This is a genomic window from Actinoplanes sp. NPDC051861, from assembly GCF_040681145.1.
Taxonomy (GTDB): domain Bacteria; phylum Actinomycetota; class Actinomycetes; order Mycobacteriales; family Micromonosporaceae; genus Actinoplanes.
Genome location: NZ_JBFAYE010000012.1, coordinates 1 through 24,611, shown reverse-complemented (window position 1 = coordinate 24,611; position 24,611 = coordinate 1). Strand labels below are relative to the sequence as shown.

Here is a 24,611-nt window from a genome sequence, read left to right as displayed (position 1 = left end):
CGAGTGCCTGCCAGAGGCCGATCTCGACACTGCGGTGAGTAGTGAAGGGGCCTTCAATCGCGCATTGAACAGGTAGGCAAAGTGACCCGGAAGGTGGCTCCACGGCCTCGTTCGCCGATCACTTCGACGGTTCCTTGATGCGCCCGCACGATCGCCGCCACTATCGCCAACCCGAGCCCGGTGCCGGTCGCCGCCCGGTCGGTATGCCGGGTACGCGCCCCGTCGGCGCGGTAGAAACGTTCGAAGACGTGCGCTCTCTGCTCCTCAGACAGGCCCGGGCCGGTGTCGGCGATCTCCACCACCGCCCGGTCGCCCGGCTCGGCGAACAGCCGCAGCGTGACGGCAGCGTCCGGCGGCGTGTGCACGAGCGCGTTGGTCATCAGGTTGCCGATCACCTGCCGCAGCCGCGCATCGTCACCGTACGCGACGAGCTGTTCGGGTTCGTCCCGGACCTCGAGCGTGATCTGGCGATCAGGCGCTATCGCTTCGGCCGCCTGCACCGCGTCCAGCGCCAGCACCGGCAGCTCGACCGGACCGAGTGTCAGCGGCCGTTCCCGGTCGAGCCGGGCGAGCAGCAGTAGGTCCTCCACGAGCAGGCCCATCCGGGCGGCTTCGTCCTCGATCCGGCGTACCAGCTTGGCCATGTCGTCGCGGTCGGTGACGGCGCCTTGGCGGTAGAGCTCGGCGAAGCCGCGGATGGTGGTCAGCGGGGTGCGCAGCTCGTGCGAGGCGTCGGCCACGAACTGCCGCATCTTCGCCTCTGATGCCAGCGCCCGGGCCTTGGCGGACAGCGCCTGCGCCTCGGAGTCAAGCGCTCTCGCCTCGGAGAGCTGGGCAGCCTCGGCTGCGTCCCGGGCCACCTGCTCGGACTGCGCCCGCGCCATGAAGGCCGCCTCGATCTGGGCGAGCATTGCGTTCAGCGCCCGCGACAACCGGCCCAGCTCGGTGTTGGGCTCGACGCCCTCGTGGTCCTCAGGGTCGGGCACGCGCTGGGTGAGGTCGCCGGTGCCGATCGCGGCGGCCGTGCGCTCGATCTGCCGCAGCGGGATCAGGCTCTGCCGCACCAGGGTTGCGCCGACCGAGGCGAGCGCGATCAGCACCCCGACGCCGACCAGCACGTCGGCGCGGACCAGCCAGGCGATGGCATCGTCGATGCCGGTCATCCGCTGCCCGACGTGCAGCACCGAGCCATTGCCAAGGCGGATTACCAGCATTCTCCACACGTACTTGCCGTTGGCCGAGCGCGCCGTGTAGGGCATGTTCGCATGGGCGTTGATCTCGTCGAGGTCGGACAGTCTCCTCGGCAGGTCGGTGGCGGTCAGCTTGCCACCGGCGTAGACGTCGCCCACACCGGAGACCGAGGTCACGGCGGCCAGATAGTCCGGTGGCACGACCACCCAGTAGCGGGTGAGCGCACGATTGTTCGTGGTGGCGGTCTCTACGGAGGTGGCCGCGAACGAACGGAGTTGATCGTCCATCCGCGAGATCAGGTAGCCGTGCAAGGCGTACGCGCTGGCCAGACTGATCAGCGAGAGCGCCGCGAACACCAGGATCAGCACGGATGCGACCAGCTTGGTGCGCAACGATACGCGGCGCAGGTTGAACTGCCGCGGGATCGACCTGCGAAACCGCTCGGTCAATGTCACCGCGGGCTCAGACAAAAGGATGGCGCAGTACGCACCCAACGCCGCGCAGTGTGTAGATGCTGCGCGCCTGAACGTCGCTCTCCCTGGGCTCGACACGAACTGCCATTTCGACATTTTTCATCAGCCCGCTGCGCCCCTGCTGCGTCATAGCTGCGAACTGTCTGGCAGTACGCCGCTCACTCACTGGCCATCCGCTCATCGGCTAGTTTCGTGTTCTCGTAGGGTTCGTCTTCGAGCCGACTGCTACAACTGAGCGTCATGCGGTTCCTTGGGTAGTTGATGCTTGGCATGCTTGGGTCGCGGAGCCGTGTCCGTGCCTGTCGAGGATCGTTGTGGCGGCCAGGGCTTACGCATGGCCAAGCGGGCTGCCGCCGCGTTCGAGCCGGCCGACTCACTGCTCTGCACCGACGGGTCGGTTGTGCCTGGCTCCGGAGCACCGGCGCCGCCACTGCACGATGAATGACGCGTTCCTTGGCCGAGGGTGGCGAGGCTAGCTTGGGGCGCCGGGCACCAGGTCGAAGCGGTGGGCTCCGCGGGACGTGCCGACGACGAGGCTCGTGGTCCCCGGGATCCAGGACAGCGCCGCCGGGTAGCCGTCGAGGCGCATCATCGCGACCCGGCGGCCCTCACCCACCTCCCAGACGTAGATCTCGGTCTCGCCGTCCTCCAGCTGCCCGTCGCGGCCCATACCGCCCAGCACCGCGAGGTAGGCACCCTTCGGGCTGAACGACAGGGCGACGGCGTACAGACCGGTCTCGAAACTGGCCCGGCGCCGCACGTCCGGCATGTCGTAGACCTCGACGCCGCGCCCGCTGATCGCCGCCATCCGGGTGCCGCCCGGGTCGAAGGCGACCTGTTCGGCGTCCTCGACGGAGGCGAGCACAGCGCCGCGGGGGACTCGCAGGACGGTGGTCCCCGAGTCGGAGTCGGCGGCGATCCACGAGCCCGTGGGCCCGGGTGTCAGGCCGACCGGCGACCGGTCGGTTACCGGTACACGCAGGACCGACCATCGCTGCCAGGTGGGTATGCCCCAGAACCGGATGCCGCCCGTCGTGTCCCTCGCCGCGAGCCAGGCGCCGCGCGGATCCACCGCCAGCGACACCACCATCTCCCCGTCGCCGTGGAGAACCCGCAGGACGTCGCCGGTTGCGGGATCGCCGACCCGCACGCCGCCGTCCAGGTGTGCCGTGAACAGCCAGGCGGAGTCGGCACTGATCGCCACCGCGCCGACCGGGTCGGCGGTGGTGTCGCGAAGCGTCCGCGTCTCCCCGGTCCCTGGATCGTGCCGGAGGAGCCGCTGCGCGACCAGGTCGTCCTCCTCGTCGAACGTGGTCTCGACCAGGATGAGCCACGTCTCGTCGGGGCTCATCGACACATCCGTCACCTGCGGATGCCGGCCCCCGAGCATCCACGAGAGCGCCGAGGCGGCCCCGAACTCCGACTGCTCGGCCAGGGTCGCCTCCGGCGGCATCGCGTCGTCGTCCGGGTCCGGTTCTGGTTCGGGTGCTGCCGCGTGCCGCAGCAGGTCGCTGTCATCGGCGGGCGCCGCGGGCTCCTCGCCGTCGAAGATGTCGTCGAAGATGAAGCCCATGCCCCCGGCCAGCAGCACATACATCTCTGCCTCGGTGGGCGACCCCGGCTCCTCGGGGTAGCCCGCGGCCCCGGCCAGGCCGGTTCGATCCAGCTCCGTCGCGAACGCGGCGATCGCACTTGCGGCACCGTCGGTTCCCTGCGCGAGAACGGCCGCTTGCAGCGCTGCCCAGACCTCGGCGAGCTCGTTCGCGCCTTGGGGGCCTGCCAGGCGGGTTCCGGGCGGCCCGGCGGTGAGGTCCCACAGACGGGCGGTGCCGTTGGGGGAGAGGGTGAGCATTGTGCGGCCCGATGTGCCGACCGTGAGGTACACGACCCCGTCGTTCCTGCGGAACCCCATCTCCATCGGGCTCTCGAAGGCACCGGGCATGCCCCAGGCGAGGACCAGTCGTGGGCCCGGACTCTCCTGCCGCAGCGCGTGGACCTGCGGGCCCCACACCGGATGGCCGGCGAGCCGGGAGTGGAGCACGTCGACGACGCACCGCGGTGGGTCGGTGGGCGCCAGCAGGCGGCCGCTCTCCTCCAGCAGCTCCCGCAGCGACCGCGTCGAGGGCGTGCCGACCCGTTCGGCGTCGGCGAGCAGACCGGTGAGGCCGCCGTGGCGCAGTTGGGCGCCGGCCCAGCGCAGATCGTCCACGAGGGCCTCGGCGGCCGTCCGGTCACCGGCGGCCAGCAGGTGCTGGATCAGGTGCGACCAGAGGTACGCGCTGTCCGGCGGTAGCCGCCACCAGGCCGTCTCCACCGTGCGGTCGGGCCCCGGTATCGGAGGCGCCGCCGGGAGCTCCGCGGACAGGGCGGTCAGCAGAGCGCGGTGGGTGGCGCGCACCCCGTCGACGCCGAGGTCCTCGGCCAGGACCTCGCGGACGGCGTCGTGCAGGCCCACCGTGGCGCCGTTGAGGCTGACCAGGGCGAAGTCGGCGAGCCGGGCGCAGAGCTGCTGCGACCGGAGCGGGTCGTATCCGGCCGTCGCTCGCCAGAGCGTCTGGATCAGCGAGACCGGAATCGGCTCGGCGGCGGCGAACACCGCCAGCTCACGTAGGCGACTGCGGTCCAACCCGGTGATCATGCCGGCGCCGGCCTCGACCGTGGCACGGACAGCGCCGGCTCGCAGGCTGGTCCGGCTGACGTCCAGTCCGCGGTCGGCGGCACCGGTGAGATCGTCGACGACGTGCGGACCGCCCGCGCGGACCTGCCGGCAGAGCTCGGCGCCCGCCGCCGACACGTCCTGGCCGGTGCGAGCCGCGTTGCGCAGGACGTCGTTCGCGATGCGCAGCAGCAGCGGCCAGCTGCCGGTGACCCGGGTCAGCTCGCTGACCATCTCGTCGCTCGGCGCGGGGCTCAGGTCCCGGAGGATGACCTCGCGTGCCTGGCTCGCGGGCATCGGTCCGATCTCGATCGTCGTCGACGCCTCGGCGACCGACGGCAGCCGTGACGTCATGAGCCGAGCACAGTGGGCGCCGCCCTGCAGGAACGGGTGGGCCTGCTCGGGATACCAGACGTCGTCGAGGACGAGCATCCAGGCGGGTCCGTCGTCCAGCGCCCGTGCCAGCGCCCAACCCGCGGTCTCCGGGTCGGTCAGCGTGGACGCCTCACCGGTGATCACCTGGATGGCGTCGTTGACCTTGCCGAGGATCGCGGCTGCCGGGACGTCCCGGCCGATCGTGAGAAACAGGACGCGGTTTCCGAAGTGCTGCTGGACGGCCGGTTCGGAGCAGGCCATCCGGGCCAGCGTCGTCTTGCCGAAACCCCCGTTGCCGGCCAGCAGGAGTACACCCGGCTCCGGTGTGGTCAGTGCGGCGACGATCCGATCCATCTCGGCCGGGCGTTCGACCATCCATCGTGACCGCTGCCGCCGTGCCGGAGCCGGCTGTGACGGAGCGGCCGGCGGGGACACGGGAGCCCGCAAAGGCCCGGGATGGCGCTGCTGCAGCCACCAGGTGATCGCGCCGAGGAGGACGGCCAGGAGGGTGAGCCCGGCGGACCACCGGAAGGGGTGGGTGCGGATGACGTCGAGGCCGAGCGGCCAGGGCGACTCCACATCGGTGGCGGCGTTGATGGCGATCGCGCCCAGGTTCGTGGCCACGACGGTGATCACCAGCAGGATGGGGATCAGCCAGGCTGTGCGCCGCACCCCGTCACGATCTCAGGCCGGGCGTGGGGCGTGCATCAGCCGACGGGCCAGGCTGTGGGGATGCGTTCGAGTAGGCCGTCGGCGTACACATCGCGCAGTTGAAGTGGCTTGAGATGCACGTAGCCGATGTGGCAGTCGCAGAGTGAGTTGCTGCATGCCCGCGGCCGTAAGGCCGTGCGCCAGGTGCCGTCGTAGAGGTTGCCGATCGGGGTGGGGATGAAATGGCAGCGGCGCACGGTGCCGTCGCCCAGCACCGAGATGGCGGTCTCGCCGGCGTGGCAAGGCAGCCCGAGGGAGGCGTGCGGGCGGACGCTGTCGCCGAAGCGGGGATCAAGAGCGGTCCAGCGGCGTTCCTCCTCGGCGGTGTAGACATGGCCGTCGGCGGCGTTGATCCAGAGGTAGACGGAGGCCGGGAGTGCCTCGCGCAGCGCGACCGCCTCGTCGTGGTGCGCGGGCAGGCCGACCACGCCGACGGAGTACCGGATGCCGAGGGCGTCGAGTTCGCGGCAGCGCTCCAGGAAGCGCTCGCGGGTCACCTGGCCGGGATGATAGGTCGCCCAGAGTGCCGCCACCTGGGGATTCGCGTCGGCGAGCCAGGCCGTGCGGGCGGCCAGGTTGGTCTGGATGGCGACCCGGGCCACGTGCGGGAGGTGGGAGAGACCGACGATGGTGTCCCGGTACCAGGAGCGGGTCAGGCCCTCGCCCCACGGTGTGAACAGGACGGACAGGCGGCGGTCGGTGGTCTCCCGCACCCAGCCGGCGAACCGTTCCAGATCGGCCCGGTCGGCGCGCAGGAGTTCCGGCGGGTCCACACGCTTGGCGAACGGGCAGTACGGGCAGTCATAGTTGCAGCTCGCGAGCGGTCCGCGGTAGAGCACGTAGAGGTCGTTCATCGCGGGACCCAGGTTCCCATCGCCTCGCGAACCGGCCCGGAGACCAGCCACGGGCCGACCGCGTCGGAGTGGGCGAGACCGTCCGCCGTGAGGACGGTGCGGTCGTCGTTGAGCCAGCCGCGCTCGACGAGCTCGCCGAGCTGCGCGAAGTCGTGGACGTGGGATGTTCCGAATCGGTCCCGGTACGCGACCGGGTCCACCCCGTCGGCCCGCAGCAGAGACTTGAGCAGCCACCGCCGCCGCTGCTCGATCTCGTCCAGGTGGAACCCGATCTCGGCGTAGCGGAAGTCGTCCTCGTCCCGCGACAGGTAGTCGTCGATCACCGCGCGTACCTCGGAGACGGCGACCGCGTAGTCGAACGAGTAGTGCAACTCGGTCGTGTAGGACCGGGCGCCGCAGCCCAGCCCGACCATCCCGTCGTCCTGGCAGCAGTAGTCCGGGCCGTCCGGCTCCGGCGCGCCGGCCCGGCGGAACTGGCGCATCGAGTGCTGTTCGTAACCGGCCGCGGTGAGCACGTCGACGGCCTGCCGGTAGAGGCCCAGTCGCTGCCGGTCCCAGTCCTCGCGGGCGTGGGCGCGCCGGCCCAGCCCGGTGAGCGGCCGCACGTAGAGCGGGTAGAGGTAGAGCTCCTCCGGATCCCAGCGCAGCGCCTCGTCGAGTGAGTGCTGCCAGGTCTGCTCGGTCTGGCCGTCGATGCCGTAGATCAGGTCGATGTTGAGGACCGGGATGCGGGCGTCGCGGATGGACCGCAGGGCGGCGTGCACCTCGGGCAGCCGCTGCGGCCGTCCGGCGGCGTGCGCCTCGGAGTCGAGGAAGCTCTGCACACCCATGCTGATCCGCGTGGTGCCGTGCGCGGCGAGGACGGCGAGGCGGTCCGGCGTCGCGGTGGCGGGGGAGGTCTCCACCGACAGCGGCAGCCCGGTGCCGAACGTCTCGCCGACGATGCCGAAGAGGTCCTCCAGCTCGGGCGCCGTGAGATACGTCGGCGTTCCGCCGCCGATCGCGAGACGGGCGAAGACCGCGTCGTGGTCCAGGCTTTCGCGGACGGCGCGGGCTTGGCGTCTCAATTGGGAGAGGTACGCGGAAACCTGCTCGTCCGGCGGGTTCGCCCTGGTGAACAGGTTGCAGAACCCGCACCGCATCTCACAGAACGGCAGATGGACGTAACCGAAGAGGGCGTCCTGCCGCTCCTTGGCCCACACGTCGCTGAGCAGCGGTCGCGGGTCCAGCCGCCGATATGCCGTCTTGTGGGGATAGGCGTAGAGGTATCCCTGATATGGGTTCACTGTGCTTCCAGAATGAAATCGGCGTACGGGACGGTCCAGACAGCCTCGTGCGCGACCCGGTGACCGATGTGGCCGTCCTCGCCGTAGAGGGTGCCGTGATCCGAGCAGATGATCACCTGGCAGGGCCGGCCCCGGCTCGTGACCAGGTCGAACAGCCTCGGCAGCCGGCTGTCGACGTATTCGAGGGCGGCGGCGTGGCTGTCCCTGTCGTCCTGTCCCGCCCCCGGGACGTAGTGCCTGTTCGGCTGGTGCATCGCCGCGACGTTGACGAACGTGAAGAGCGGCCCCCGGGTCCGGCCGATGATCAGTTCCAGACGGTCGAGCTGGGCGCCGAAGCAGTCCGGCGCGGTCACCCCGAACGCCGGCTCCCAGTGCGCCTCGGCGAACAGCCCCGGCAGCACGCGGCCCAGGGGAGTGGCCGGGTTGAAGAAGCCCACGCCGCCGAGACAAACGGTGTGATATCCGTCGGCCGTGATCCCCGCCGGGAGGTCCGGGGCGTCGAAGACGTACGTGCCCGGCCCGCTGGTCTCGCTGCCCCCGAACCGGGCCGCGAACATCCTCTCGTGCGGCCCCGGCGTCACCGGTGTCGGCAGGAAACCGGCGAAGAACGCGTGGTGCGCCGCATAGGTGAAGCTGGCGGGGGTGTGCCGGCGCTCCCAGGAGCCGCCCGGCAGGACCTTGGCGAGCTGCGGCGTCCGTCCCTGCTCCAGACACTCGGCCGCCACGTCGTAGCGCAGCGTGTCCAGGGTGACGAAGAGCAGGTCATGGCTCCCGATCAGGTCGCGCACGCCGCACCCGCCCAGCCGTTGACGATCGCGGCGGCCTGCGACTCGTAGGTGTCCCGGCCGTCCGCGACCACGCCCGGCAACAGGTCACCGAACGCGTTCACCTCGGCCACCGCGTGACCGCGCCATCCGGCACGGAACATCAGGTCAACACCGACATGCAGGGTACGCGGAAACAGCCGCGCAACCTCGGCACAGGTCCGCATGGCCCGCGCCCAGGCTGTCTCACCGGCCGCCGCCCGCACCGCCGCCACGTCCCCCCGCGCGTTACCCAGGTGAAGATTCGTCATCGGCGACCGGCTCGTCCGAACCACTGTGTGGCGCGGCTCCCCGGCGATCACCACCACGCGCAGGTCGAGCACCCGGTTGCCGAGTGAGGCCTTGGGATACCACCGCTCGACGTGCAGCCCGTCCGGCGCGAGCCGGTCCACGATGGCCGCCACCTCGGAGGCGTTCTCGTAACGGCGTACCCTCAGGCTGTTGAAGATCTTCTCCCCACTCAACTCCACCGAGGTGATCGCCAGAACCCGCCGCCCGTGCACGGCGAGCGCGATGACCCCGGACGCCGACGAGCCGTAGGCGGGCTTGACGAAAACCCGCCCCCAACCGGCCTCCCGCATCCCGGCCAGCAGTGAGCCGTAATCGCTCACCGGCGTGGTCAGCGCCGGCGGCACCGGAATCCCGGCCGCCTCCAACATCGCGTGACAGCGGGCTTTGTCGGTCATCGCGAGGATGTCCGCCGGCTGGTTGAGCAGCGTGCCACCACCAGCCTCGATGCGCGCCAACCCGTCCCGGAGCCCTCCGAACGCCGCCGCCAGCCCGAGAATCTCCCCGTGCTCAGCGGCCGGGGCGCCCGGCCCACGCAGCAGCCGGTCCACCGCGGCATCCTCACCGGGCGAATCGATCCGCACGAGCCGGCCGGCGCCGGGAACGCGCCCGGTGGAGAGCACGTCGTGCCAGGGCCAGACCTCGACACTCAGCCCGGCGGCCCTCTCGCCGGCGCCCGCCCGCTCCGCCGCGCCGACTCGCTCGGCCGCGGCCTGGAAGCGGGCGACCCGGCGGTTCGACGGGTTGCCGACGACTGCGACGCGCACTACTCCGAGACCGCGGTGTAGCGGCCCCACTCCTCCTCCCGCTGCTGATCCGACACGTCGACCGCCACTCCCGGGAGCTCGTCGACCACGCGCTGGGCCATCTCGGTCGACATGAAGTGGTGGGAGAGGTCGAGGGACTTGAGGTGTGTCAGGGGCTGGCCGGCGAGCAGGGTCTCGGCGCCGGTGTCGCCCAGGACACCCAGCGACAGGTCCAGCGAGGTCAGGCGGGCGACGAGGGGAGCCGCGGCGACTGCTGCCGCGACCTCCTCGGCGATTTCGGCGTTGCGGAGGCCCAGGTGGGTCAGGGCCGGGAACGCGCGGCCGGAGAGGATCGGGGTCAGGTCATCGGCGCGGGCGTCGCCGCCGTAGTTGTCGACGCCGAGCCACAGCTCCAGGTGGGTCAGGTTGGGCAGGTCGCAGGTGCTCACCGCGCGGATCACCTCGGCGGGCAGGCCGCCGGACTGGAGCACCAGCTCGCGCAGGCCCTCGTGGCGCAGCGGTGTCAGCTCCAGGCCCTCCGAACCGCGCACCCAGAGGTGCTCCAGCGCCGGGAACGCCGCCAGGATCGGGGTGATGTCGCCGTGCTGGATCCACGAGATCTCGCACTGCTCGCCGCTCATCTCGCCGATGAACAGCGCCCGCAGCCCGCTCAGCCGCTCGGCCCGGCTCACCAGCACGTCGGTGGGGAAACCGGAGTCGTAGGCCGAGCCCCACTCGCCGACGATCAGCGCTGTGGGCCCGGCCGGCCCGGCCCGGTCGAGCACGCTGTCGAGCGCCTCCACGAACGCCGACTCCTCGGCCTCGAACTCCAGGTCGATCCGCCACGCGACGGCCGCCGGATCGTCCGGCCGCGGATCGTCTGAGAGGTTGACCACCGGGAGACCGGCGAACGTCGTCAGATAGTCGTGGATGCTCACAGGACTCCCTCGGCCGAGCATTCGAATGGAACGGGAACAGGCCGAGACGCTAGCAAGCCCCTCCGACACTTTCGCGGGCTCGCCTCAACAACTCCGGATCGTGGGCGTTGACGATCATCAGGTCGGGGTGTCCGGCCGTCCACAGCTCGCGCAGCCGCTCATGGTTGCCGGCCACCCGGGGCCGGGAGTGCGCGATCATCATCTCCGAGCGGACCAGGGCTTTCGGGGCCGATCCGGTCCCGTCGACCTCGCCTCGGTGATAGAACGCGTCGCCCGCGTGCAGCACCCAGCGTGAGCCCGCTGACACGGCCACGGCGGCGTGTCCGCGCGTGTGCCCCGGCAGCCCGACCAGCACGACTCCCGGCAGGATCTCGGTCGCCGCGGCGAAGCCACGCCACCAGTCGCCCCGGCCCGGGTCGTGGGTGACCAGGTCGGGGCCGTGCGACCGGACGGCAGCCAGATATCGGTAGCGCTCGGTGAACGTCCGTGGCGCCGTGACCGCACTCGCCTCGGCGGAGGTGACGTGGACCCGGGCCCACGGGAAGTCGGCCAGGCCACCCGCGTGGTCGCCGTCGAAGTGGGTGAGGACGATGTCGCGTACGTCCTCTGGCTTTTGACCCAACGCCCGGATCTGGTTGATCGCCGCCTCGGCCGGGTCCAGCGCCGGGCGGATCAGCAGCCGGGCCATGCCGACGCGGCGCCAGGGATCCGCGGCGTCCCGCAGGCCGTAGCCGGAGTCGACCAGAACGAGGCCGCCCGGCGTCTCCACCAGCAGCACATGGCACACCAGCCCGCCCGGAGTCCCCGGCGGGCGCAGGGTCCCGCAGTTCAGATGATGGATCATGACGCCACGCAGAACTCGTTGCCCTCGGGATCGGCCATCACCACATGATGCCCGTCGAAGGTCGCCAGGACCCGCCCACCGGCGCCCACCAGCTCGTCGGCTTTCGCGGTGATGTCGGCCCACGCCGTGCTGCCGACGCGGACGTCGATGTGCAGGCGGTTCTTGGCGGTCTTGGGTTCCGGTACGTCGAGCAGGACCAGCCGCGGGCCCGCCCCTGACGGATCGCGCAGCCAGGCGCCGCCGCCCTCGTCCTCCTCGGGCTCGCCGAAGGAGGCCGCCCACTCCGCACGCGTCGCGAACGGTGCCGGTGGGGGCTCGTCCTCATAGCCGAGCGCGAGCTTCCAGAACGGCGCGAGCCGCTCGGCGTCGGCGCAGTCGAGGGTCAGATCCAGTCGCAGGGTCATCCACGGAGTAAACCGCGTCAGGTGCCGGACCTGCGCGCCCGGAAGGCGACCATGTTGACCCGGTTGCCGCAGCGGACGCTGCAGAAGCGCTTGGAGCCGTTGCGGGAGAGGTCCAGGAAGAGCCCGGTGCAGTCGTCGGCGGCGCAGACCCGCAGCCGGTCGGTCTCGTTCATGCGGATCACGTCGATCAGGGCTAGGGCGGCCTCGACCCGGATGCGCTCGGCCAGCGGGGCGCCGGGGTCGGTGGCGTGGATGTGCCAGTCGGAACCGTCGTGGCGGGTGAGGTAGGGCAGCGCCCGTGCGTCGCGGAGCATGCGGTTCACGGCCTCGACGGCGGCGTCACGGTCCAGGGTCCAGACGTCACGCAGCAGAGACCGGGCCTTGCGGACCGCGCGCAGCTCGGCGTCGTCGTGGTCGCGGCGTCCCGAATACGTGTAGCGGTCCAGAAGCCTACCCAGCTGATCGACGGTGGCGAGCTCGTCGTGGCCGGTGCGGCTGGCGCCGGGCGCGGTGTTGGCCAGCGCGACCACGAACTCGAGCGCCTCCTCCGTGTCAGGGGCAAAAAGCAATTTGACTCCTTATCCGGGGCGGCCTAGCGTCAGGGTTGTAAAGACTTTAGCCCATGACGGGAGTGTGTCGTGAGGTTCTCGCCGCAGTCAGCCGGGTTCGCCGCCGCGGTGGTGTCGGCCGCCAGCTTCGGCACGTCCGGGGCGTTCATCAAGCCGCTGCTGGAGTCCGGCTGGTCGCCGGCGGCCGCGGTGACCGTGCGCGCGCTGGCCGGTGGTCTCCTGCTGCTGCCGTTCGTGCTGTTCTCCCTGCGGGGCCGCTGGGACGCGCTGTGGCGTGCCCGGTGGCGGATCGCCGCGATGGGCGCGGTGGCGGTCGCGTTCACGCAGTTGGCCTACTTCGCCGCGATCAGCCGGATCCCGGTGGCGACCGCGCTGCTCGTGGAGTTCCTGGCGCCGGTCCTGCTCGTGCTCTGGGCGTGGGCGTCCACCCGCCGCGTGCCGAAGCCGATGGTGCTGCTCGGCTCGGTCCTCGCGATCGGCGGCCTGGTGCTGGTGATCGGCCCGGGTGCGCTGCAGGCGGTCGATCCGCTCGGCCTGGCCATGGCGTTCGCGGCGGCGATCGGCTGCGCGGTCTACTTCGCGGTCGCCGCGCGCCCCTCGGACGGCCTGCCGCCGGTGGCGCTGGCGGGCACCGGGCTGCTGCTCGGCGGCATGGTGCTGGGAATCGCCGGCGCGATCGGGCTGGTGCCGCTCGCCGTCAGGTTCGGGGACGTGCCGCTGCTCGGCTCGCCGGCGCCGTGGTGGGTGCCGCTGTCGGTGGTGGCGGTGTTCGCCACGGCGCTCGCCTACGCGTCCGGCATCTTCGGATCCAGCCGCCTCGGGTCGCGGCTGGCCTCGTTCGTCGGGCTCCTCGAGGTCGTCTTCGCGTCGATCTTCGCGTGGGTCGTGGTGGGGGAGCAGCTCACGCCGCTGCAGATGGCCGGTGGCGCGCTGATCCTGGGCGGCATCGCCTCCATCCCCGGCGAGTCCCCGGTCACCGCCGCCGAGGACAACCCGCTCCCACAACCCCAATCCGTGTGTTGATTTCGGCCCCGCTCCGCACCCCAACTTCACACGCAATGGTCTTGGCGCGGACCCGCAGAGCTGTTCCGTGTGGAGTTCGGCCCCGCTCCGCACCCGAACTTCACACGCGATTTGGTGCTGGTGACCGGGCGGCGGTGTAGCCGGCGGCTACCTGGAGGAGGCCGAGGACGAGGATCAGGGTGAGGGACGCCGTCCAGTCGCCCGTCAGCTCGGCGAGGACGCCGGCTGCGATCGGGCCGGCCGCGGCTAGCAGGTAGCCGAGTGATTGCGCCATTCCTGACAGGCGGGTCGTCTCCGCCTGGGTGCGGCCGCCCAGGCTGATCAGCGTGAGCGCGGTGACCAGCGCCGCACCCTGCCCGAGCCCGCCGATCCCCGCCCACAGCACCGCGAGCGACGGCGCGCCGAGCAGGCCCAGCACCGCGATCAGCACCGGCACGCTCGACACGGCCGCGCCGAGCGGGCGCCGCGACGGGTCCCGCAGCAGGGCCGGGATCGCGAGCCCGCCGAGGATGCCGAGACCCTGGAAGACGAACAGGTGCACGCCCGCGGTCCGCTCGCTGACCCCGTTGGCGATCTCGATCGTCGGCAGCCAAGTGATCATGAGATAGAAGCAGGTCGACTGCAGGCCCATGAAAGCCGTGATCAGCCACGCACGGGGCTGGCGCCACACGTTCACCGTGACGCCGTCGGGCGACGGTTCGACCGGATCCGGAGCCGGCCGGGCGCGTGGTAGCCAGACCGCCGCGACGATCAGGGCGAGCAGTGACCAGACGGCCAGGGCCAGGCGCCAGTCCACCGCGAACGCGATCGGCACCGCCACCGCCGACGCCACCGAGGCGCCGATGGTGATGAACGCCGTGTACACCCCGGTGGCCCGGGACACGTTCGACGAGTAGTCGCGTTTCACGATCGCCGGGACGAGCACGTTGCCGACCGCGATCGCGCACCCGATCACCAGCGTGCCGATCCACAGCCCGGCGTCACCGGTGTACGACCGGACGACCCCGCCGAGCGCCAGCACCAGCAGTGCGCCGAACACCGCGCGCTCGGCGCCGTACCGGCCGGACGCCCGGTGGACCTGCGGGGAGACCAGGGCGAACGCCAGCAGGGGCAGTGCGCCGAGCACACCCTGTGCGGTCTCGCCGAGTCCGAGCGAGGCACCGATCTGCGGCAGCAGCGGGCCGACCGTGGTGATCGCCGGCCGCAGGCACAGCGCCACGAGAAAGATGGTCGCAGCCGTCATCGCACCCCCACACGCAGATGTCCAACATTTACACTAGACGGCGTGACCCAGCCCGTCCGCCAGGTCCCCCTGGTCCTGCAGGTGTCCGAGCAGTTCCGCCGCTTGATCGCGACCGGTGCCTGGCCGGTCGGCTCCAAGATCCCAGGCGAGAACCACCTGGCCGGTGAGCTGGGCGTCAGTCGCGGCACGGTCCGCGAGGCGCTGCGCTCGCTGAGCCTCACCGGCCTGCTCGAGCCGCGGGTCGGCGACGGCACATATGTACGCGCCACCGACGAGATCGCCGGCGTCCTCGTCCGCGACGAGCCCGACGCCCTGACCCACGTCCTGGACGCCCGCGCCGGTCTGGAGGCCGCCGCCGCCCGCCTGGCCGCCCAGAACAGCTCCGCCGGCGACCTCGCGCTCCTGGCCGCCGCCGCCCGCGACCGCGACACCGCCCACGACGCCGGTGACCTGGCCGCCTACGTCGCCGCCGACGCCGAGTTCCACCGCGCGCTCGTCCGGGCCAGCGGCAACCCGCTGCTGATCCGGCTCTACGACGCCGTCGCCGAGGTCGCCGCCAAGTCCATCCAGGACACCGCGAGTCTGCCCGAGGACCCGCGCATCATCGGCGCGCACGACGTCCTCACCGCCGCCGTCCTCAGCCACAACCCGGATGCCGCCGTGCAGGCCGCGTACGCCCTCATCGACGCGGTCAAGGCGACACGGAGGCTTCCATAACCGAATGGCATTCGGTTAACCTGACGCCATCAACGGCGGCACCACCCCGATATTTCTGCAAATATCGGGTGATATTGGTGTGAGGAGGGGGTCTGATGGCGAACAGAATGCCGGCCGAGTGGGAACCACACGCCCGGACCTATCTCGGATGGCCGACCCCGAACGCCACCTTCCAGGACCCGGAGGAGCTCGCGGCCGCCCGGACCGCCTGGGCCGTGGTGGCGAACACCATCGTCCGGTACGAGCCCGTCTCCGTACTGGTCAACCCCGGCGACGTCACCGGCGAGCTGCTGGATCCACGGATCGAGCACGTCGCCGTGCCGCTCGACGACGCCTGGCTGCGCGACAGCGGGCCCACGTTCGTCCACGGCGACGACGGCCTCCTCGCCGTCGACTGGATCTTCAACGGCTGGGGCGCGCAGTCCTGGGCGAAGTGGGACCTGGACAGCGAGATCGCCCGCGGTGTCGCCGTGCACGCCGGAGCCGGCGTCGTCTCGTCCCCGCTGACCCAGGAGGGCGGCGGCTTCCACGTCGACGGCGCGGGGACAGTGTTGCTGACCGAAACTGTGCAGTTGGACCCGTACCGTAATCCGGGCTGGACCCGGACCACCGTGGAGCGTGAGGTCCACGCCCGGCTCGGCACCCACCGGGCCCTGTGGCTCCCTCGCGGCCTCACCGCGGACTACGGCGAGTTCGGGACGCGCGGCCACGTCGACATCGTCGCGGCGTTCACCCCCTCCGGCCGGGTGCTCGTGCACACCCAGACCGATCCCGGGCATCCGGACTTCGCGGTCAGCCAGGAGGTCACCGCCTTGATCAGAGATGCGGGCCTGGAGGTGACGCCGCTGCCGGCGCCGGAGACCACCGAGGTGGACGGCGAACTGGTCGACTGGTCCTACGTCAACCACTACGTGGCGAACGGTGTCGTCGTGCTCTGCGCCTTCGACGACCCCCGGGATCAGGAGGCGCTGCGGATCCTGCGGGACGCCTACCCCGGGCGCGAGGTCGTCCTGGTCGACGCCCGGGACATCTTCCGCTTCGGCGGCGGTATTCACTGCATAACCCAGCAGCAGCCCGTTTTCCCGGCGGCGCCGGAAGAAACCCAGCAGCAGCCCCTGGAGAACCGATGAAGTTGATCACGGCTGCGGCCACCGGCTCGCCCGCCCGCGTCGACCCGCCCGTGCGCGGTGTGCTGACCGCCGGTCTCGTGCAGACCCGATGGCACGCCGACCCGGACGAGCACGCGGCCGTGCTCCTCGACGGGATCCGCACCGCGGCCGGCGCCGGTGCGGAGGTCGTCTTCCTGCCCGAGCTGACCCTCTCCCGCTACCCGGCGGACACCCGGCCGTCCGGCGACGCGACCGCCACCGCGGAGGACCTCACCGACGGCCCGACGATCACGTTCGCGCGGGCGGCGGCGTCGGAGTCCGGCGTCCACGTGCACGCGTCGCTGTTCGAGCGCAGCCCGGCCGGCGACGGACTCGGGTTCAACACGGCGATCCTGGTCGCGCCGGACGGCACGCTCGTCGGGCGGCGCCGCAAGACGCACATCCCGAGGACGGCGGGCTACTACGAGGATCACTACTTCCGGCCCGGCCCGGCGTCCGAGGACGCCTATCAGCCGGTCGAGCTCGGCGATCGGGCCAGGATCGGGATGCCGACCTGCTGGGACGAGTGGTTTCCCGAGGTGGCGCGGGCCTACTCGCTGAACGGGACGGACGTCATCGCGTACCCCACGGCGATCGGCTCGGAACCGGACCACCCCGACTTCGACACGGCACCGCTCTGGCGCCAGGTCATCGTCGCCAACGGCATCGCCAACGGTACGTTCATGATCGTGCCCAACCGCTGGGGCGAGGAGGGCCTGATCACCTTCTACGGGAGCTCGTTCATCTCCGACCCGTACGGCCGTGTCCTCGCCGAAGCGCCGCGCGACGGTGACGCCGTGCTGGTCGCCGCGCTCGACCTCGACCAGCGGCGGGACTGGCTCACGCTCTTCCCGTTCCTTCAGACCCGCCGCCCGGACACCTACCAGCCGCTGCTGTAGACGTGCCCCGCCCCGCAGCGCCCCTGCTGTCGCGCGACCAGATCGCGCACGCCGCCCTCGCGCTGGTCGACGAGACCGGCACGTTCACCCTGCCCGGCCTGGCCGGGGTCCTGGGGGTGAGCGCGTCCTCGATCTACCACCACTTCCCGGGCGGCCGGGAGGCGATCATCGAGGCGATCCGCGGGCACCTCGCCGCCGCGGACCTGCCGACCGTGCCGGACGACCGGGACTGGCAGACGTTCACCGAGGCGTGGGCGCGGGCCTATCGGCGTACGTTCGCCCAGCACCCCCGCATGGTCCCGATGCTCACCGCCCAGGTGGTCAGCGATCCCCGCACGCTGGCCGGCTACGAGGCCCTGGCGAAGGTGCTGCGCGCGGCCGGCTTCCCCGACGAGGGCCTGCTGCACGCGGTGACCATCCTGGACTGCTTCGTCCTGGGATCCGCCCTGGACGCAGCCGCCCCGCTCGGCGTCTGGGCCGAGTCACCCGACCCGGACTCGGCGCTGGGCGGCGCGATCCGTGCCGCCCGGGTGGATCCGGAGCTGCGGTCGCAGCGCTCCTTCGAGATCGGCCTGGGCATCCTGATCGACAGCCTCGGCCGGCTGCGGGTGGGTCTCTGAGCGCCGGGCTGGCAGCATGTCAGTGCATGAGCATCCCTCCGACGGTGTCGCTCTCGGGTGCGTAGCGCGTACTGGCTGGGCGTGGCGACAGCGGTTGCGGTCAACCTGGCGACCGCGGGCGCCTCCACCGGTGTGCGGGTCCTCGGCGCCTCGGTCGTTCTCTACGGCGTGTTCCGGGCCGCGGAGTCGATCCGTGGCTGGCATCCGGGGTCGTCGCTGCGCCGGGTGGTCGGGACGGTGGCCGCTGTGCTGGCGTTCGCGCTGGTTCTGGTGGCGCTGCTCGGGACCTGGGGCGGCTATGTGATGTTCCTGGTGGCGGCGCTGGCGGCCCTCGTGACGTCGACGGCGGTCGATGCTCGATCCGCTGTCGTGACGCTGGGTGGGATGGCGCTCATCGCCGCTGGTCCGGGCACTGTAGAGGCGGCCCTCCGGAGCGACACTGTCGTGGGCGTGTGGGTGTTCGTCGTGGGTGTGGCGGAGTTCGCGGCCGGGGTGTTCCTGGTGCTGCGGGCGCGGGTGCCTGAGGACAGGTTTCTTCGGTTCTTCTGGTCGTTCAGCCCGCAGCGGGCACCACATTTCGTATTTATCGGGTTTTTCGCCTTGTTCGGGGCCATCGTTGAGGCGGGGCCTCGGGAGATCGTCGGGGATGTGGGGTTCCTGCCGCTGGTGGGTCTGTGTGTCGCGGTGTCCGCCGGCGGTCTGCTGATCCTCTTCCCGCCTTCGCGGCAGGAGCTGATCCGGTCCCGGTTCCGCTCGTTGACGACGGAGCCTTCCGAGCGCTCGTTCGGGCAGACCATCACTTATCTGTTCGGGCGTGAAGGCTAGCCGTTGCCGGCTCCGCGGGTCATCTCCAGCCGGAGCATGACGGCGCCCTGGTCCGGGCCGTACTTCGCGGCATACAGCGCCGCCACCCGCTCACGGACGTCGTCCGGTGGCTCCTCCAGGACGTATCGGGCGGCGCCATCACCCGGGCGGGAGACCCGGTGTTCCGGGTGGAAGGCGTAGGGCAGCGCCGCCGGGTTCACGTTGACCCAGTGCTCGCCGTCGGCGACCACATAGGGCAGGTCGTGGTCGGCGGACTTCTCGCCCGCGGAGAAGCGGAGCGGCATGCGGTAGTGGTCCGCTATCGCCAGCAGGCCGGTGCCGTTCCAGCGGGCGTCGAAGGCCTCCAGGGCCAGCTCGCCGATGTCGCCGCGGACCGGGACCTCGCGCTGGGAGCTCTCGCTGACACGGTGGTTGCGGAACAGGCCGTAGGACATCCAGTCGTCCACGCGGTAGAGGGCGTGTGCGGGGCCGACGGAGCTGATCCGTACCTCGAAGAGCTGCCGGTGCAGCGGGGACAACTCGCGGATGAAGGCGTCGAGGCGGGACACGTTCTGGCGCATCAGGGCCAGGGCGTCCAGCGGTGCGACCTGGTGAGCGCGTTCGGCGGCGTCGGGGCAGGACGGGTCGGTGAGCATGATGCGGAAGTGCACGCCGCGGTCGAGGGCGGCGCGGACGGCGGCCAGGAAGCGGGGCTCGTGGGAGTTCTCCAGGAGGCCGGTCCAGTGTTTCCAGATGTCCACCTGCTCGGAGGAGCGCGAGACGCGGCGGATCACATCGGTGTAGTCGAGGCGGTTTCGCCAGCGGACCGCGTTGCGGCTGAAGAAGAGCACCAGGGGCTGCAGGACGATGACGGCCAGGACGATGTCCAGGAGGTTGGCGCCGATCGCCAGGCGCAGCTGCGTGCCGAAATCCTCGGTGTGGCGGATCGGGTAGAGGAGCAGGAAGGCGCCGACCAGCAGGACAGCACCGATGACGGCGTAGATGGCGGAGAGCCAGAAGCGGTGCCCCCGTAGGCCCATACGGCCATCGTTACATAGATGGATCTAGCTGGACATCTCCAGGACCGGGGTGCCACTTCGGTGACACCCCGGCGGCATCTCAGTCGTCCACCCGGAAGCCGATCTTCAGCGTCACCTGGAAGTGGGCCACCTCACCCTCGACGACCTGGCCGCGTACCTCCTTGGTCTCGAACCACTCGATGTTGCGGACGGTCCGGGCGGCCTTGCTCACGGCGGTCCGGATGGCGTCGTCGATGCTGGTCGGGCTGCTGCCGACCACCTCGGTGAGCCGGTACACGTGATGGGTCACGACATCCTCCTCGATGCTGGTCACCCCTAGCCTGGTGCATCGGCGCCCGGGTGGCTGGAAGATGAGGGGGATGCTTTCGTCGATGGAGGCCGTGCGCCGGCTCATGGATCTGAGGCACCGCGGCCGGGCCGAGGACCTGCCCGCGGTGCTCACGTCGGCCGCGCCGCTGCTCGCGGCGGAGACGATAACCGTCCTCCTGGTCGATTACGGGCAGGTGGCGCTGCACCCGCTGCGGGGAAGCGGCGCGGCCACCGTCGTCGTGGAGGGCTCGCCGGCCGGCCGGGCCTTCACGACCGCCGAGCACCAGTGGCTCGACGGGTTCCTCTGGCTGCCGCTGCTGCACGGGGCTGAACGGCTCGGTGTCCTGGAGTTCCGGCTCAAGGACCATCCGGACGGGGCGGATCTGCGCGATCTCGAGGTGATCGCCGCGCTGGTGGCGGAGCTGATCGCGAGCCGGCGGTTCTACGGCGACGCGGTGGAGCACACCCGGCGCCGGCTGCCCATGCAACTCGCGGCGGAGATCATTTGGAACCAGCTCCCGCCACTGACGTTCGCGGTGGACGGGACGATGGTGACGGCCGTGCTGGAGCCGTGTTACGACGTGGGCGGGGACGCGTTCGACTACGCGGCCAACGCGGACGTGCTGCATGTGGCGCTCTTCGACACGGTTGGTCACGGGATCAGTGCCAGTGCGCTGACCACGTTGACGCTCAACACGTACCGTAATGCCCGGCGCTCCGGGCTCTCCCTGGTCGACACCTCCCGCTCGATCGACAAGTGGATCCGCGCGCAGTATCCCGGCGCCTTCGTCACCGCGCTGCTGGCCGAGCTGGACATGGCGACCGGGGTGTACCGGCGGATCAGCGCCGGTCATCCCGCCGAGTTGTTCCTCCGGGACGGGCGCGTCCTGCCGCAGCTGCCCACCCCCAACGCTCTGCCGCTCGGCCTCGGGCACATGATCGAGCGACCGCCCGGCGTGGTCGAGTGGCAGCTGGAGCCCGGGGACGCGCTGGTGCTCTACACCGACGGGATCATCGAGGCGCGGGATTCGTCGGGTGGGCTGTTCGGGGTGGAGCGGCTCGGCGAGTTCATGCTGGACGCTCTGCGGCTGGGGATGTCGGCACCGGAGACGATGCGGCGGCTCATCCAGACGATCGTGTCCTATGAGGAGGGGGAGCTACGCGACGACGCTACCGCTGCGATGCTCCAGTGGCGCCGTCACTGAGTCCTCGGCCCGCGCCGCAGTCGTCCGGAAGCTCAGCACCGCCAGCCCGAGACCCACGACCGTCAGGCCCACTCCGAGCCACGCCGACGACAGGAACCCCCACCCCGCCGCGATGACCGCCCCGCCGAGCGCTGCACCCAGGCTGTTGGCCAGGTTCAGCGACGACTGGTTGACCGCCGCGCCCATCAGCTGGGCGCCCGGTGCCGCCGCGATCAGCTGCGCCTGCAGGGCCGGCACGATGAACAGGCTCGCCGCCCCGACCAGGAACGCGCCCACGAACAGCCCGGCCACAGTCCCCGCCGCCACCGCGAACAGGGCCACCGAACCGAGCAGGCCCGCGAACCCGTACAGCACACTGCGCCGCAGGTCACGGTCGGCGGCCACCCCGCCGACGGCGATGCCGACTGTCATCCCGAGACCCATCACCGCCATCACCCACGGCACGGCCCCGGCCGGCAACCCGGTCACATCGGTCGTCACCGGCGCCACGTAGCTGTTCACCGCGAAGAACCCACTGGTCCCGATCGCCACGACGGCGGCGACCAGCCAGACCTGGGGTGACCGGAACGCCCGCAACTCCGCCCGCGGTGATCCACCCGGTGCCGCGGCCACCGCCGGCACGGTCACGAAGACAGCAACCAGCGTGAGCGCGAAGACCGCCGCCACCGCCAGATACGCGATTCGCCATCCCGCGCTCTGCCCCAGCGCGGTGATCACCGGAACCCCGACGAGGTTCGCCGCGGTCAGCCCACCGATCACCAGGGCGACACCCTTGCCGTGGTTCCCCGGCCCGAGCAGGTTCGCCGCGAGGATGCCCGCCGCCCCGAAGTACGCACCGTGCGCCAGCGCCGCCACGAACCGCCCCGCGAGGACGAGTTCGAAACTCGGCGCCACCGCCGAGGCCGCCGTCCCGGCCACCATCAGCCCGAGCAGGCCGATCACCAGTCCGCGCCGGGGCACCCGGGCCGTGAGCGCCGCGATCGTGGGCGCACCCGCCACCACGCCCAGCGCGTAGATCGTGATCATCCAGCCGGCGGTGGCGACCGCGTCCGGTGCCGATCTCGCATAGTCCGCCGGCAGAAGGTCCCGCGCGATCTCCGGCAGCAGCCCCATGGCGAGGAACTCGGTCAACCCGAGCCCGAACCCGCCCAGCGAGAGGGCGAGCAGGGCCGCCCAGCGGCGGCCGGCGGTCAGTGTGTCCACGGCTTGCGACTCTAGAACGTTCTAGTTGCTGACACGATAGAACGTTCTAGTAATCACAGGTTACGATGCGGCGGTGCAGTCAGGGGACCGGCGTACTACCCTCGCCGACGTCGCGGCCGAGGCCGGCGTCTCCGTGGCGCTGGTCTCCATCGTCATGCGCGGCGCACCCGGCGCCGGCGCCGCCACCCGCGAACGCGTCCTCGCGGTCGCCAACCGCCTCGGTTACCAGCCCGACAGCCGCGCCCGCCTCCTGCGCAGCGGCCGGAGCCGCCTGCTCGGCGTCGTCTTCGACGTGCGCCACCCGTTCCACGACGACCTGCTCACCGGCCTCTACGCCGCCGCGGGCAACGCCGGATACCAGCTCACCCTCAGCGCCGTCACCCCGCGCCGCGACGAGCGCACCGCCGTCGACGACCTGCTCCAGGACCGCTGTGAGGCCCTCATCCTCTTCAGCCCGCGCCTGCGCACGTCCGACCTGGGCACCCTGGCCGCCAAGCTCCCGCTCATCGCGATGATGCGCAACGTCCGCCACCGCAACGTCGACGCCGTCCACAACGACGAGCAAAAGGGCTCCCACCAGGCCGTCGACCACCTGGTCGCGCTGGGCCACCGCCGCATCGCGCACATCGACGGCGGCTCCCAGCCCGGCTCTGCCGAACGCCGCGCCGGCTACATGGACGCCATGACGCGCCACGGCCTGACCGATTTCGTTCAGGTCCTGCCCGGCGGCCCCGGCGAGGACGACGGAGCCCGCGCCGGCCAGCTCCTGCGCCTCGACCCATCCACTGCCGTGACCGTTTTCAACGACCTCAGCGCCCTGGGTGTCCTGGCCGTCCTCCGCCGCCGGGGCGTCGACGTCCCGGGCGACATCAGCGTGGTCGGCTACGACGACAGCAGCTTCAGCCGCCTCTCCCACATCGACCTGACGACGGTCGCCCAGGACGTGGACGCGATGGCCACACATGCGGTGAGCCGCGCCGTCACCCGCATCGAGGGCGGCGCGGTGACCGAACGCGAGGTGGTCGTCGCCCCACGCTTGATCCCGCGAGGCACGTCCGCGTCAGCATCCGCCGGATAGGGTACGCGACTCGTGCTCTGACCGATCTAGACCCGCGACCAGGTGCCGCTCAAGGCCGCAGCGCGGCCGCCGGGACACCTGCCGCGAGACCTCCTCACCCCCGCGTCCAGGTTCCCGCTACCGCCCCACCCCGGACCAGCACCGGCCCCCGGGACCCGTTCATCGTGATGAGGTCGCCGCGCCACGACACCGACCGCAAGGTGCAGTCCAGCCGCAGCCGGGCTGTGAGCCGGCCGCTCGCCACGTCCCAGATGTCCAGCGAGCCCGCCGCGCGCACCGCCGCCACGCGGGTGCCGTCCGGCGACCAGGCCACGGCGGCGATGAGACCGCCCTGCCTCGTGTTGAGCATCCTGACCAGCGATTTGTCCTCGACACGCCAGATCACGACGTCGCTGTCCGCCCCGAACGCCACCAGGGAACCGTCCGGACGGGGCGCCGCACATTCAATCGCGGCGCCGTGAAGCGGCATCGACGACTCCTCCAGCGTGCGCATGTCGATCGTCCGGACGCAGCCCCGCACATCGCCGGCGACAAGCCACTCGCCTTGCGGATCCGCGACCAGAGCGGAGACGACATTCCGGTCCTGCCCGCTGAATACTGCGATCCATGAAGGGTCAGAGGTCGACCAGACGCTGACGTTCCCCCACCCATCGTGGTAATCGTTGCCGGTCGATGCCAGCCACCTGCCGTCCAGCGGCGACGCGAGCATGCTCACGTTCCCGACTCGGGCGTCACAGCGGAACAGCCGCACCGGATCGGCTGCGACATCCCAAATCTGGATGTGGTTCTCGTCGACAGCCGCGAGTCGCCGGCGGTCGAGGATCTCGATCGTCCAGTTCCCGGCGAAGTCCAACAGCAGACCGCGAAGACTCTCGCCCGGCCGCCACAGGAAGGCGCGCTTGTTCGCGCCCAGCACCGCCCATTCGCCACTGTCCTCGCACCACAACCTCTTTGGGTAGGAGTCAGTTTCCGCGTCGTCGACCGCAATGCCGTCCATGTTCATTCTCACGAGCGTTCCACCGTCAGTCACCATGATCGACTGCGTGTGACCGCACGATTCGGCTAGAGCCCAATGCCGCGTAGCTTAAGTTGATCTTGCGGGTTGTGGGAAGGCGTGCAGGCGGATCATGGCTGGTGTCTGGTGGCGGATGCTGGCGGGTTCG

24 protein-coding genes are annotated in these 24,611 nt (G+C 71.0%); 8 read left to right on the top strand and 16 right to left on the bottom strand.

Annotation, left to right across the window (positions count from 1 at the left end; genetic code table 11):
• Window positions 1-53: 53 nt before the first annotated feature.
• From AB0M02_RS27685 to AB0M02_RS27635, 11 genes are all read right to left on the bottom strand, one after another.
• On the bottom strand, window positions 54-1,646 hold the full coding sequence (locus tag AB0M02_RS27685) for an ATP-binding protein (RefSeq protein ID WP_364231714.1): 1,593 nt from the start codon (window positions 1,644-1,646) through the stop codon (window positions 54-56).
• A 7-nt stretch (window positions 1,647-1,653) separates the two neighbouring features.
• The gene (locus tag AB0M02_RS27680) at window positions 1,654-1,794 is read right to left on the bottom strand and encodes a hypothetical protein (protein WP_364231711.1); all 141 of its coding nucleotides are present in this window, start codon (window positions 1,792-1,794) and stop codon (window positions 1,654-1,656) included.
• Between the two features lie 342 nt (window positions 1,795-2,136).
• Window positions 2,137-5,367, bottom strand: coding sequence for an NB-ARC domain-containing protein (locus AB0M02_RS27675; protein ID WP_364231709.1), 3,231 nt, complete (start codon window positions 5,365-5,367; stop codon window positions 2,137-2,139).
• Window positions 5,368-5,402: 35 nt separating this feature from the next.
• Window positions 5,403-6,260: an STM4011 family radical SAM protein gene (locus AB0M02_RS27670; protein WP_364231706.1), complete on the bottom strand. Its 858-nt coding sequence runs from the start codon at window positions 6,258-6,260 to the stop codon at window positions 5,403-5,405.
• The gene (locus AB0M02_RS27665; protein ID WP_364231704.1) at window positions 6,257-7,546 is read right to left on the bottom strand and encodes an STM4012 family radical SAM protein; all 1,290 of its coding nucleotides are present in this window, start codon (window positions 7,544-7,546) and stop codon (window positions 6,257-6,259) included. The genes AB0M02_RS27670 and AB0M02_RS27665 overlap by 4 nt, the downstream gene beginning before the upstream one ends.
• Entirely contained in the window at window positions 7,543-8,334 is a 792-nt protein-coding gene (locus AB0M02_RS27660) for an STM4013/SEN3800 family hydrolase (protein WP_364231701.1), read from the bottom strand. Before AB0M02_RS27660 ends, AB0M02_RS27665 begins: the two co-directional genes overlap by 4 nt.
• Window positions 8,322-9,425 (bottom strand): STM4014 family protein, encoded by a 1,104-nt coding sequence (locus AB0M02_RS27655; RefSeq protein WP_364231698.1) that lies wholly within the window; start codon window positions 9,423-9,425, stop codon window positions 8,322-8,324. Before AB0M02_RS27655 ends, AB0M02_RS27660 begins: the two co-directional genes overlap by 13 nt.
• Entirely contained in the window at window positions 9,425-10,342 is a 918-nt protein-coding gene (locus AB0M02_RS27650; protein WP_364231695.1) for an STM4015 family protein, read from the bottom strand. Before AB0M02_RS27650 ends, AB0M02_RS27655 begins: the two co-directional genes overlap by 1 nt.
• A gap of 49 nt (window positions 10,343-10,391) precedes the next feature.
• Entirely contained in the window at window positions 10,392-11,186 is a 795-nt protein-coding gene (locus AB0M02_RS27645) for an MBL fold metallo-hydrolase (RefSeq protein WP_364231693.1), read from the bottom strand.
• Entirely contained in the window at window positions 11,183-11,590 is a 408-nt protein-coding gene (locus tag AB0M02_RS27640) for a VOC family protein (RefSeq protein WP_364231690.1), read from the bottom strand. The genes AB0M02_RS27645 and AB0M02_RS27640 overlap by 4 nt, the downstream gene beginning before the upstream one ends.
• 17 nt (window positions 11,591-11,607) lie before the next feature.
• Window positions 11,608-12,159: a CGNR zinc finger domain-containing protein gene (locus AB0M02_RS27635; RefSeq protein WP_364231688.1), complete on the bottom strand. Its 552-nt coding sequence runs from the start codon at window positions 12,157-12,159 to the stop codon at window positions 11,608-11,610.
• Between the two features lie 69 nt (window positions 12,160-12,228).
• Here AB0M02_RS27635 and AB0M02_RS27630 point away from each other — a divergent pair, with 69 nt between their 5' ends.
• Complete coding sequence (locus tag AB0M02_RS27630) at window positions 12,229-13,182, top strand: DMT family transporter (RefSeq protein ID WP_364231687.1); 954 nt, start codon at window positions 12,229-12,231, stop codon at window positions 13,180-13,182.
• Between the two features lie 100 nt (window positions 13,183-13,282).
• On the opposite strand, the gene AB0M02_RS27625 is transcribed toward AB0M02_RS27630, so the two are convergent.
• Complete coding sequence (locus tag AB0M02_RS27625) at window positions 13,283-14,425, bottom strand: MFS transporter (protein ID WP_364231684.1); 1,143 nt, start codon at window positions 14,423-14,425, stop codon at window positions 13,283-13,285.
• A 42-nt stretch (window positions 14,426-14,467) separates the two neighbouring features.
• On the opposite strand from AB0M02_RS27625, the gene AB0M02_RS27620 reads away from it, so the two are divergent.
• The 5 genes from AB0M02_RS27620 to AB0M02_RS27600 all read left to right on the top strand — a co-directional run bounded on the left by AB0M02_RS27620 (window position 14,468) and on the right by AB0M02_RS27600 (window position 18,634).
• Window positions 14,468-15,142 carry an FCD domain-containing protein gene (locus AB0M02_RS27620; RefSeq protein WP_364231683.1) on the top strand — a complete coding sequence of 225 codons (675 nt, stop codon included), beginning with the start codon at window positions 14,468-14,470 and terminating at the stop codon, window positions 15,140-15,142.
• Between the two features lie 95 nt (window positions 15,143-15,237).
• Window positions 15,238-16,272, top strand: a complete 1,035-nt coding sequence (locus tag AB0M02_RS27615; RefSeq protein ID WP_364231680.1) for an agmatine deiminase family protein — start codon at window positions 15,238-15,240, stop codon at window positions 16,270-16,272.
• Window positions 16,269-17,189, top strand: a complete 921-nt coding sequence (locus tag AB0M02_RS27610) for a nitrilase-related carbon-nitrogen hydrolase (protein WP_364231677.1) — start codon at window positions 16,269-16,271, stop codon at window positions 17,187-17,189. The genes AB0M02_RS27615 and AB0M02_RS27610 overlap by 4 nt, the downstream gene beginning before the upstream one ends.
• A gap of 2 nt (window positions 17,190-17,191) precedes the next feature.
• Complete coding sequence (locus AB0M02_RS27605; RefSeq protein WP_364231674.1) at window positions 17,192-17,809, top strand: TetR/AcrR family transcriptional regulator; 618 nt, start codon at window positions 17,192-17,194, stop codon at window positions 17,807-17,809.
• 57 nt (window positions 17,810-17,866) lie between these two features.
• Entirely contained in the window at window positions 17,867-18,634 is a 768-nt protein-coding gene (locus tag AB0M02_RS27600; RefSeq protein WP_364231672.1) for a hypothetical protein, read from the top strand.
• On the opposite strand, the gene AB0M02_RS27595 is transcribed toward AB0M02_RS27600, so the two are convergent.
• Window positions 18,631-19,653: a hypothetical protein gene (locus AB0M02_RS27595; RefSeq protein ID WP_364231670.1), complete on the bottom strand. Its 1,023-nt coding sequence runs from the start codon at window positions 19,651-19,653 to the stop codon at window positions 18,631-18,633. The two genes, AB0M02_RS27600 and AB0M02_RS27595, sit on opposite strands and share 4 nt — an antisense overlap.
• 79 nt (window positions 19,654-19,732) lie before the next feature.
• Entirely contained in the window at window positions 19,733-19,942 is a 210-nt protein-coding gene (locus AB0M02_RS27590) for a dodecin (RefSeq protein WP_364231668.1), read from the bottom strand.
• Window positions 19,943-20,012: 70 nt separating this feature from the next.
• On the opposite strand from AB0M02_RS27590, the gene AB0M02_RS27585 reads away from it, so the two are divergent.
• On the top strand, window positions 20,013-21,167 hold the full coding sequence (locus AB0M02_RS27585) for a PP2C family protein-serine/threonine phosphatase (RefSeq protein WP_364231666.1): 1,155 nt from the start codon (window positions 20,013-20,015) through the stop codon (window positions 21,165-21,167).
• On the opposite strand, the gene AB0M02_RS27580 is transcribed toward AB0M02_RS27585, so the two are convergent.
• Entirely contained in the window at window positions 21,120-22,370 is a 1,251-nt protein-coding gene (locus tag AB0M02_RS27580; protein WP_364231664.1) for an MFS transporter, read from the bottom strand. The genes AB0M02_RS27585 and AB0M02_RS27580 overlap by 48 nt on opposite strands.
• A gap of 73 nt (window positions 22,371-22,443) precedes the next feature.
• Between AB0M02_RS27580 and AB0M02_RS27575 the strand changes: the two genes are divergently transcribed.
• A complete protein-coding gene (locus AB0M02_RS27575) occupies window positions 22,444-23,448 on the top strand; it encodes a LacI family DNA-binding transcriptional regulator (protein WP_364231661.1) in 1,005 nt (334 codons plus the stop codon).
• Window positions 23,449-23,542: 94 nt separating this feature from the next.
• Here the strand turns inward: AB0M02_RS27575 and AB0M02_RS27570 are convergent, their stop codons facing one another.
• Window positions 23,543-24,451, bottom strand: coding sequence for a WD40 repeat domain-containing protein (locus AB0M02_RS27570; RefSeq protein WP_364232229.1), 909 nt, complete (start codon window positions 24,449-24,451; stop codon window positions 23,543-23,545).
• Window positions 24,452-24,611: the final 160 nt, after the last annotated feature.

Bases quoted from the DNA above. Each gene is read 5' to 3' on its own strand.
- AB0M02_RS27680 (WP_364231711.1), bottom strand. From the start codon at position 1,794: ATGACGCAGCAGGGGCGCAGCGGGCTGATGAAAAATGTCGAAATGGCA.
- AB0M02_RS27670 (WP_364231706.1), bottom strand. From the start codon at position 6,260: ATGAACGACCTCTACGTGCTCTACCGCGGACCGCTCGCGAGCTGCAAC.
- AB0M02_RS27645 (WP_364231693.1), bottom strand. From the start codon at position 11,186: ATGATCCATCATCTGAACTGCGGGACCCTGCGCCCGCCGGGGACTCCG.
- AB0M02_RS27640 (WP_364231690.1), bottom strand. From the start codon at position 11,590: ATGACCCTGCGACTGGATCTGACCCTCGACTGCGCCGACGCCGAGCGG.
- AB0M02_RS27625 (WP_364231684.1), bottom strand. From the start codon at position 14,425: ATGACGGCTGCGACCATCTTTCTCGTGGCGCTGTGCCTGCGGCCGGCG.
- AB0M02_RS27615 (WP_364231680.1), top strand. From the start codon at position 15,238: ATGGCGAACAGAATGCCGGCCGAGTGGGAACCACACGCCCGGACCTAT.
- AB0M02_RS27610 (WP_364231677.1), top strand. From the start codon at position 16,269: ATGAAGTTGATCACGGCTGCGGCCACCGGCTCGCCCGCCCGCGTCGAC.
- AB0M02_RS27595 (WP_364231670.1), bottom strand. From the start codon at position 19,653: ATGGGCCTACGGGGGCACCGCTTCTGGCTCTCCGCCATCTACGCCGTC.
- AB0M02_RS27585 (WP_364231666.1), top strand. From the start codon at position 20,013: ATGCTTTCGTCGATGGAGGCCGTGCGCCGGCTCATGGATCTGAGGCAC.
- AB0M02_RS27570 (WP_364232229.1), bottom strand. From the start codon at position 24,451: ATGAACATGGACGGCATTGCGGTCGACGACGCGGAAACTGACTCCTAC.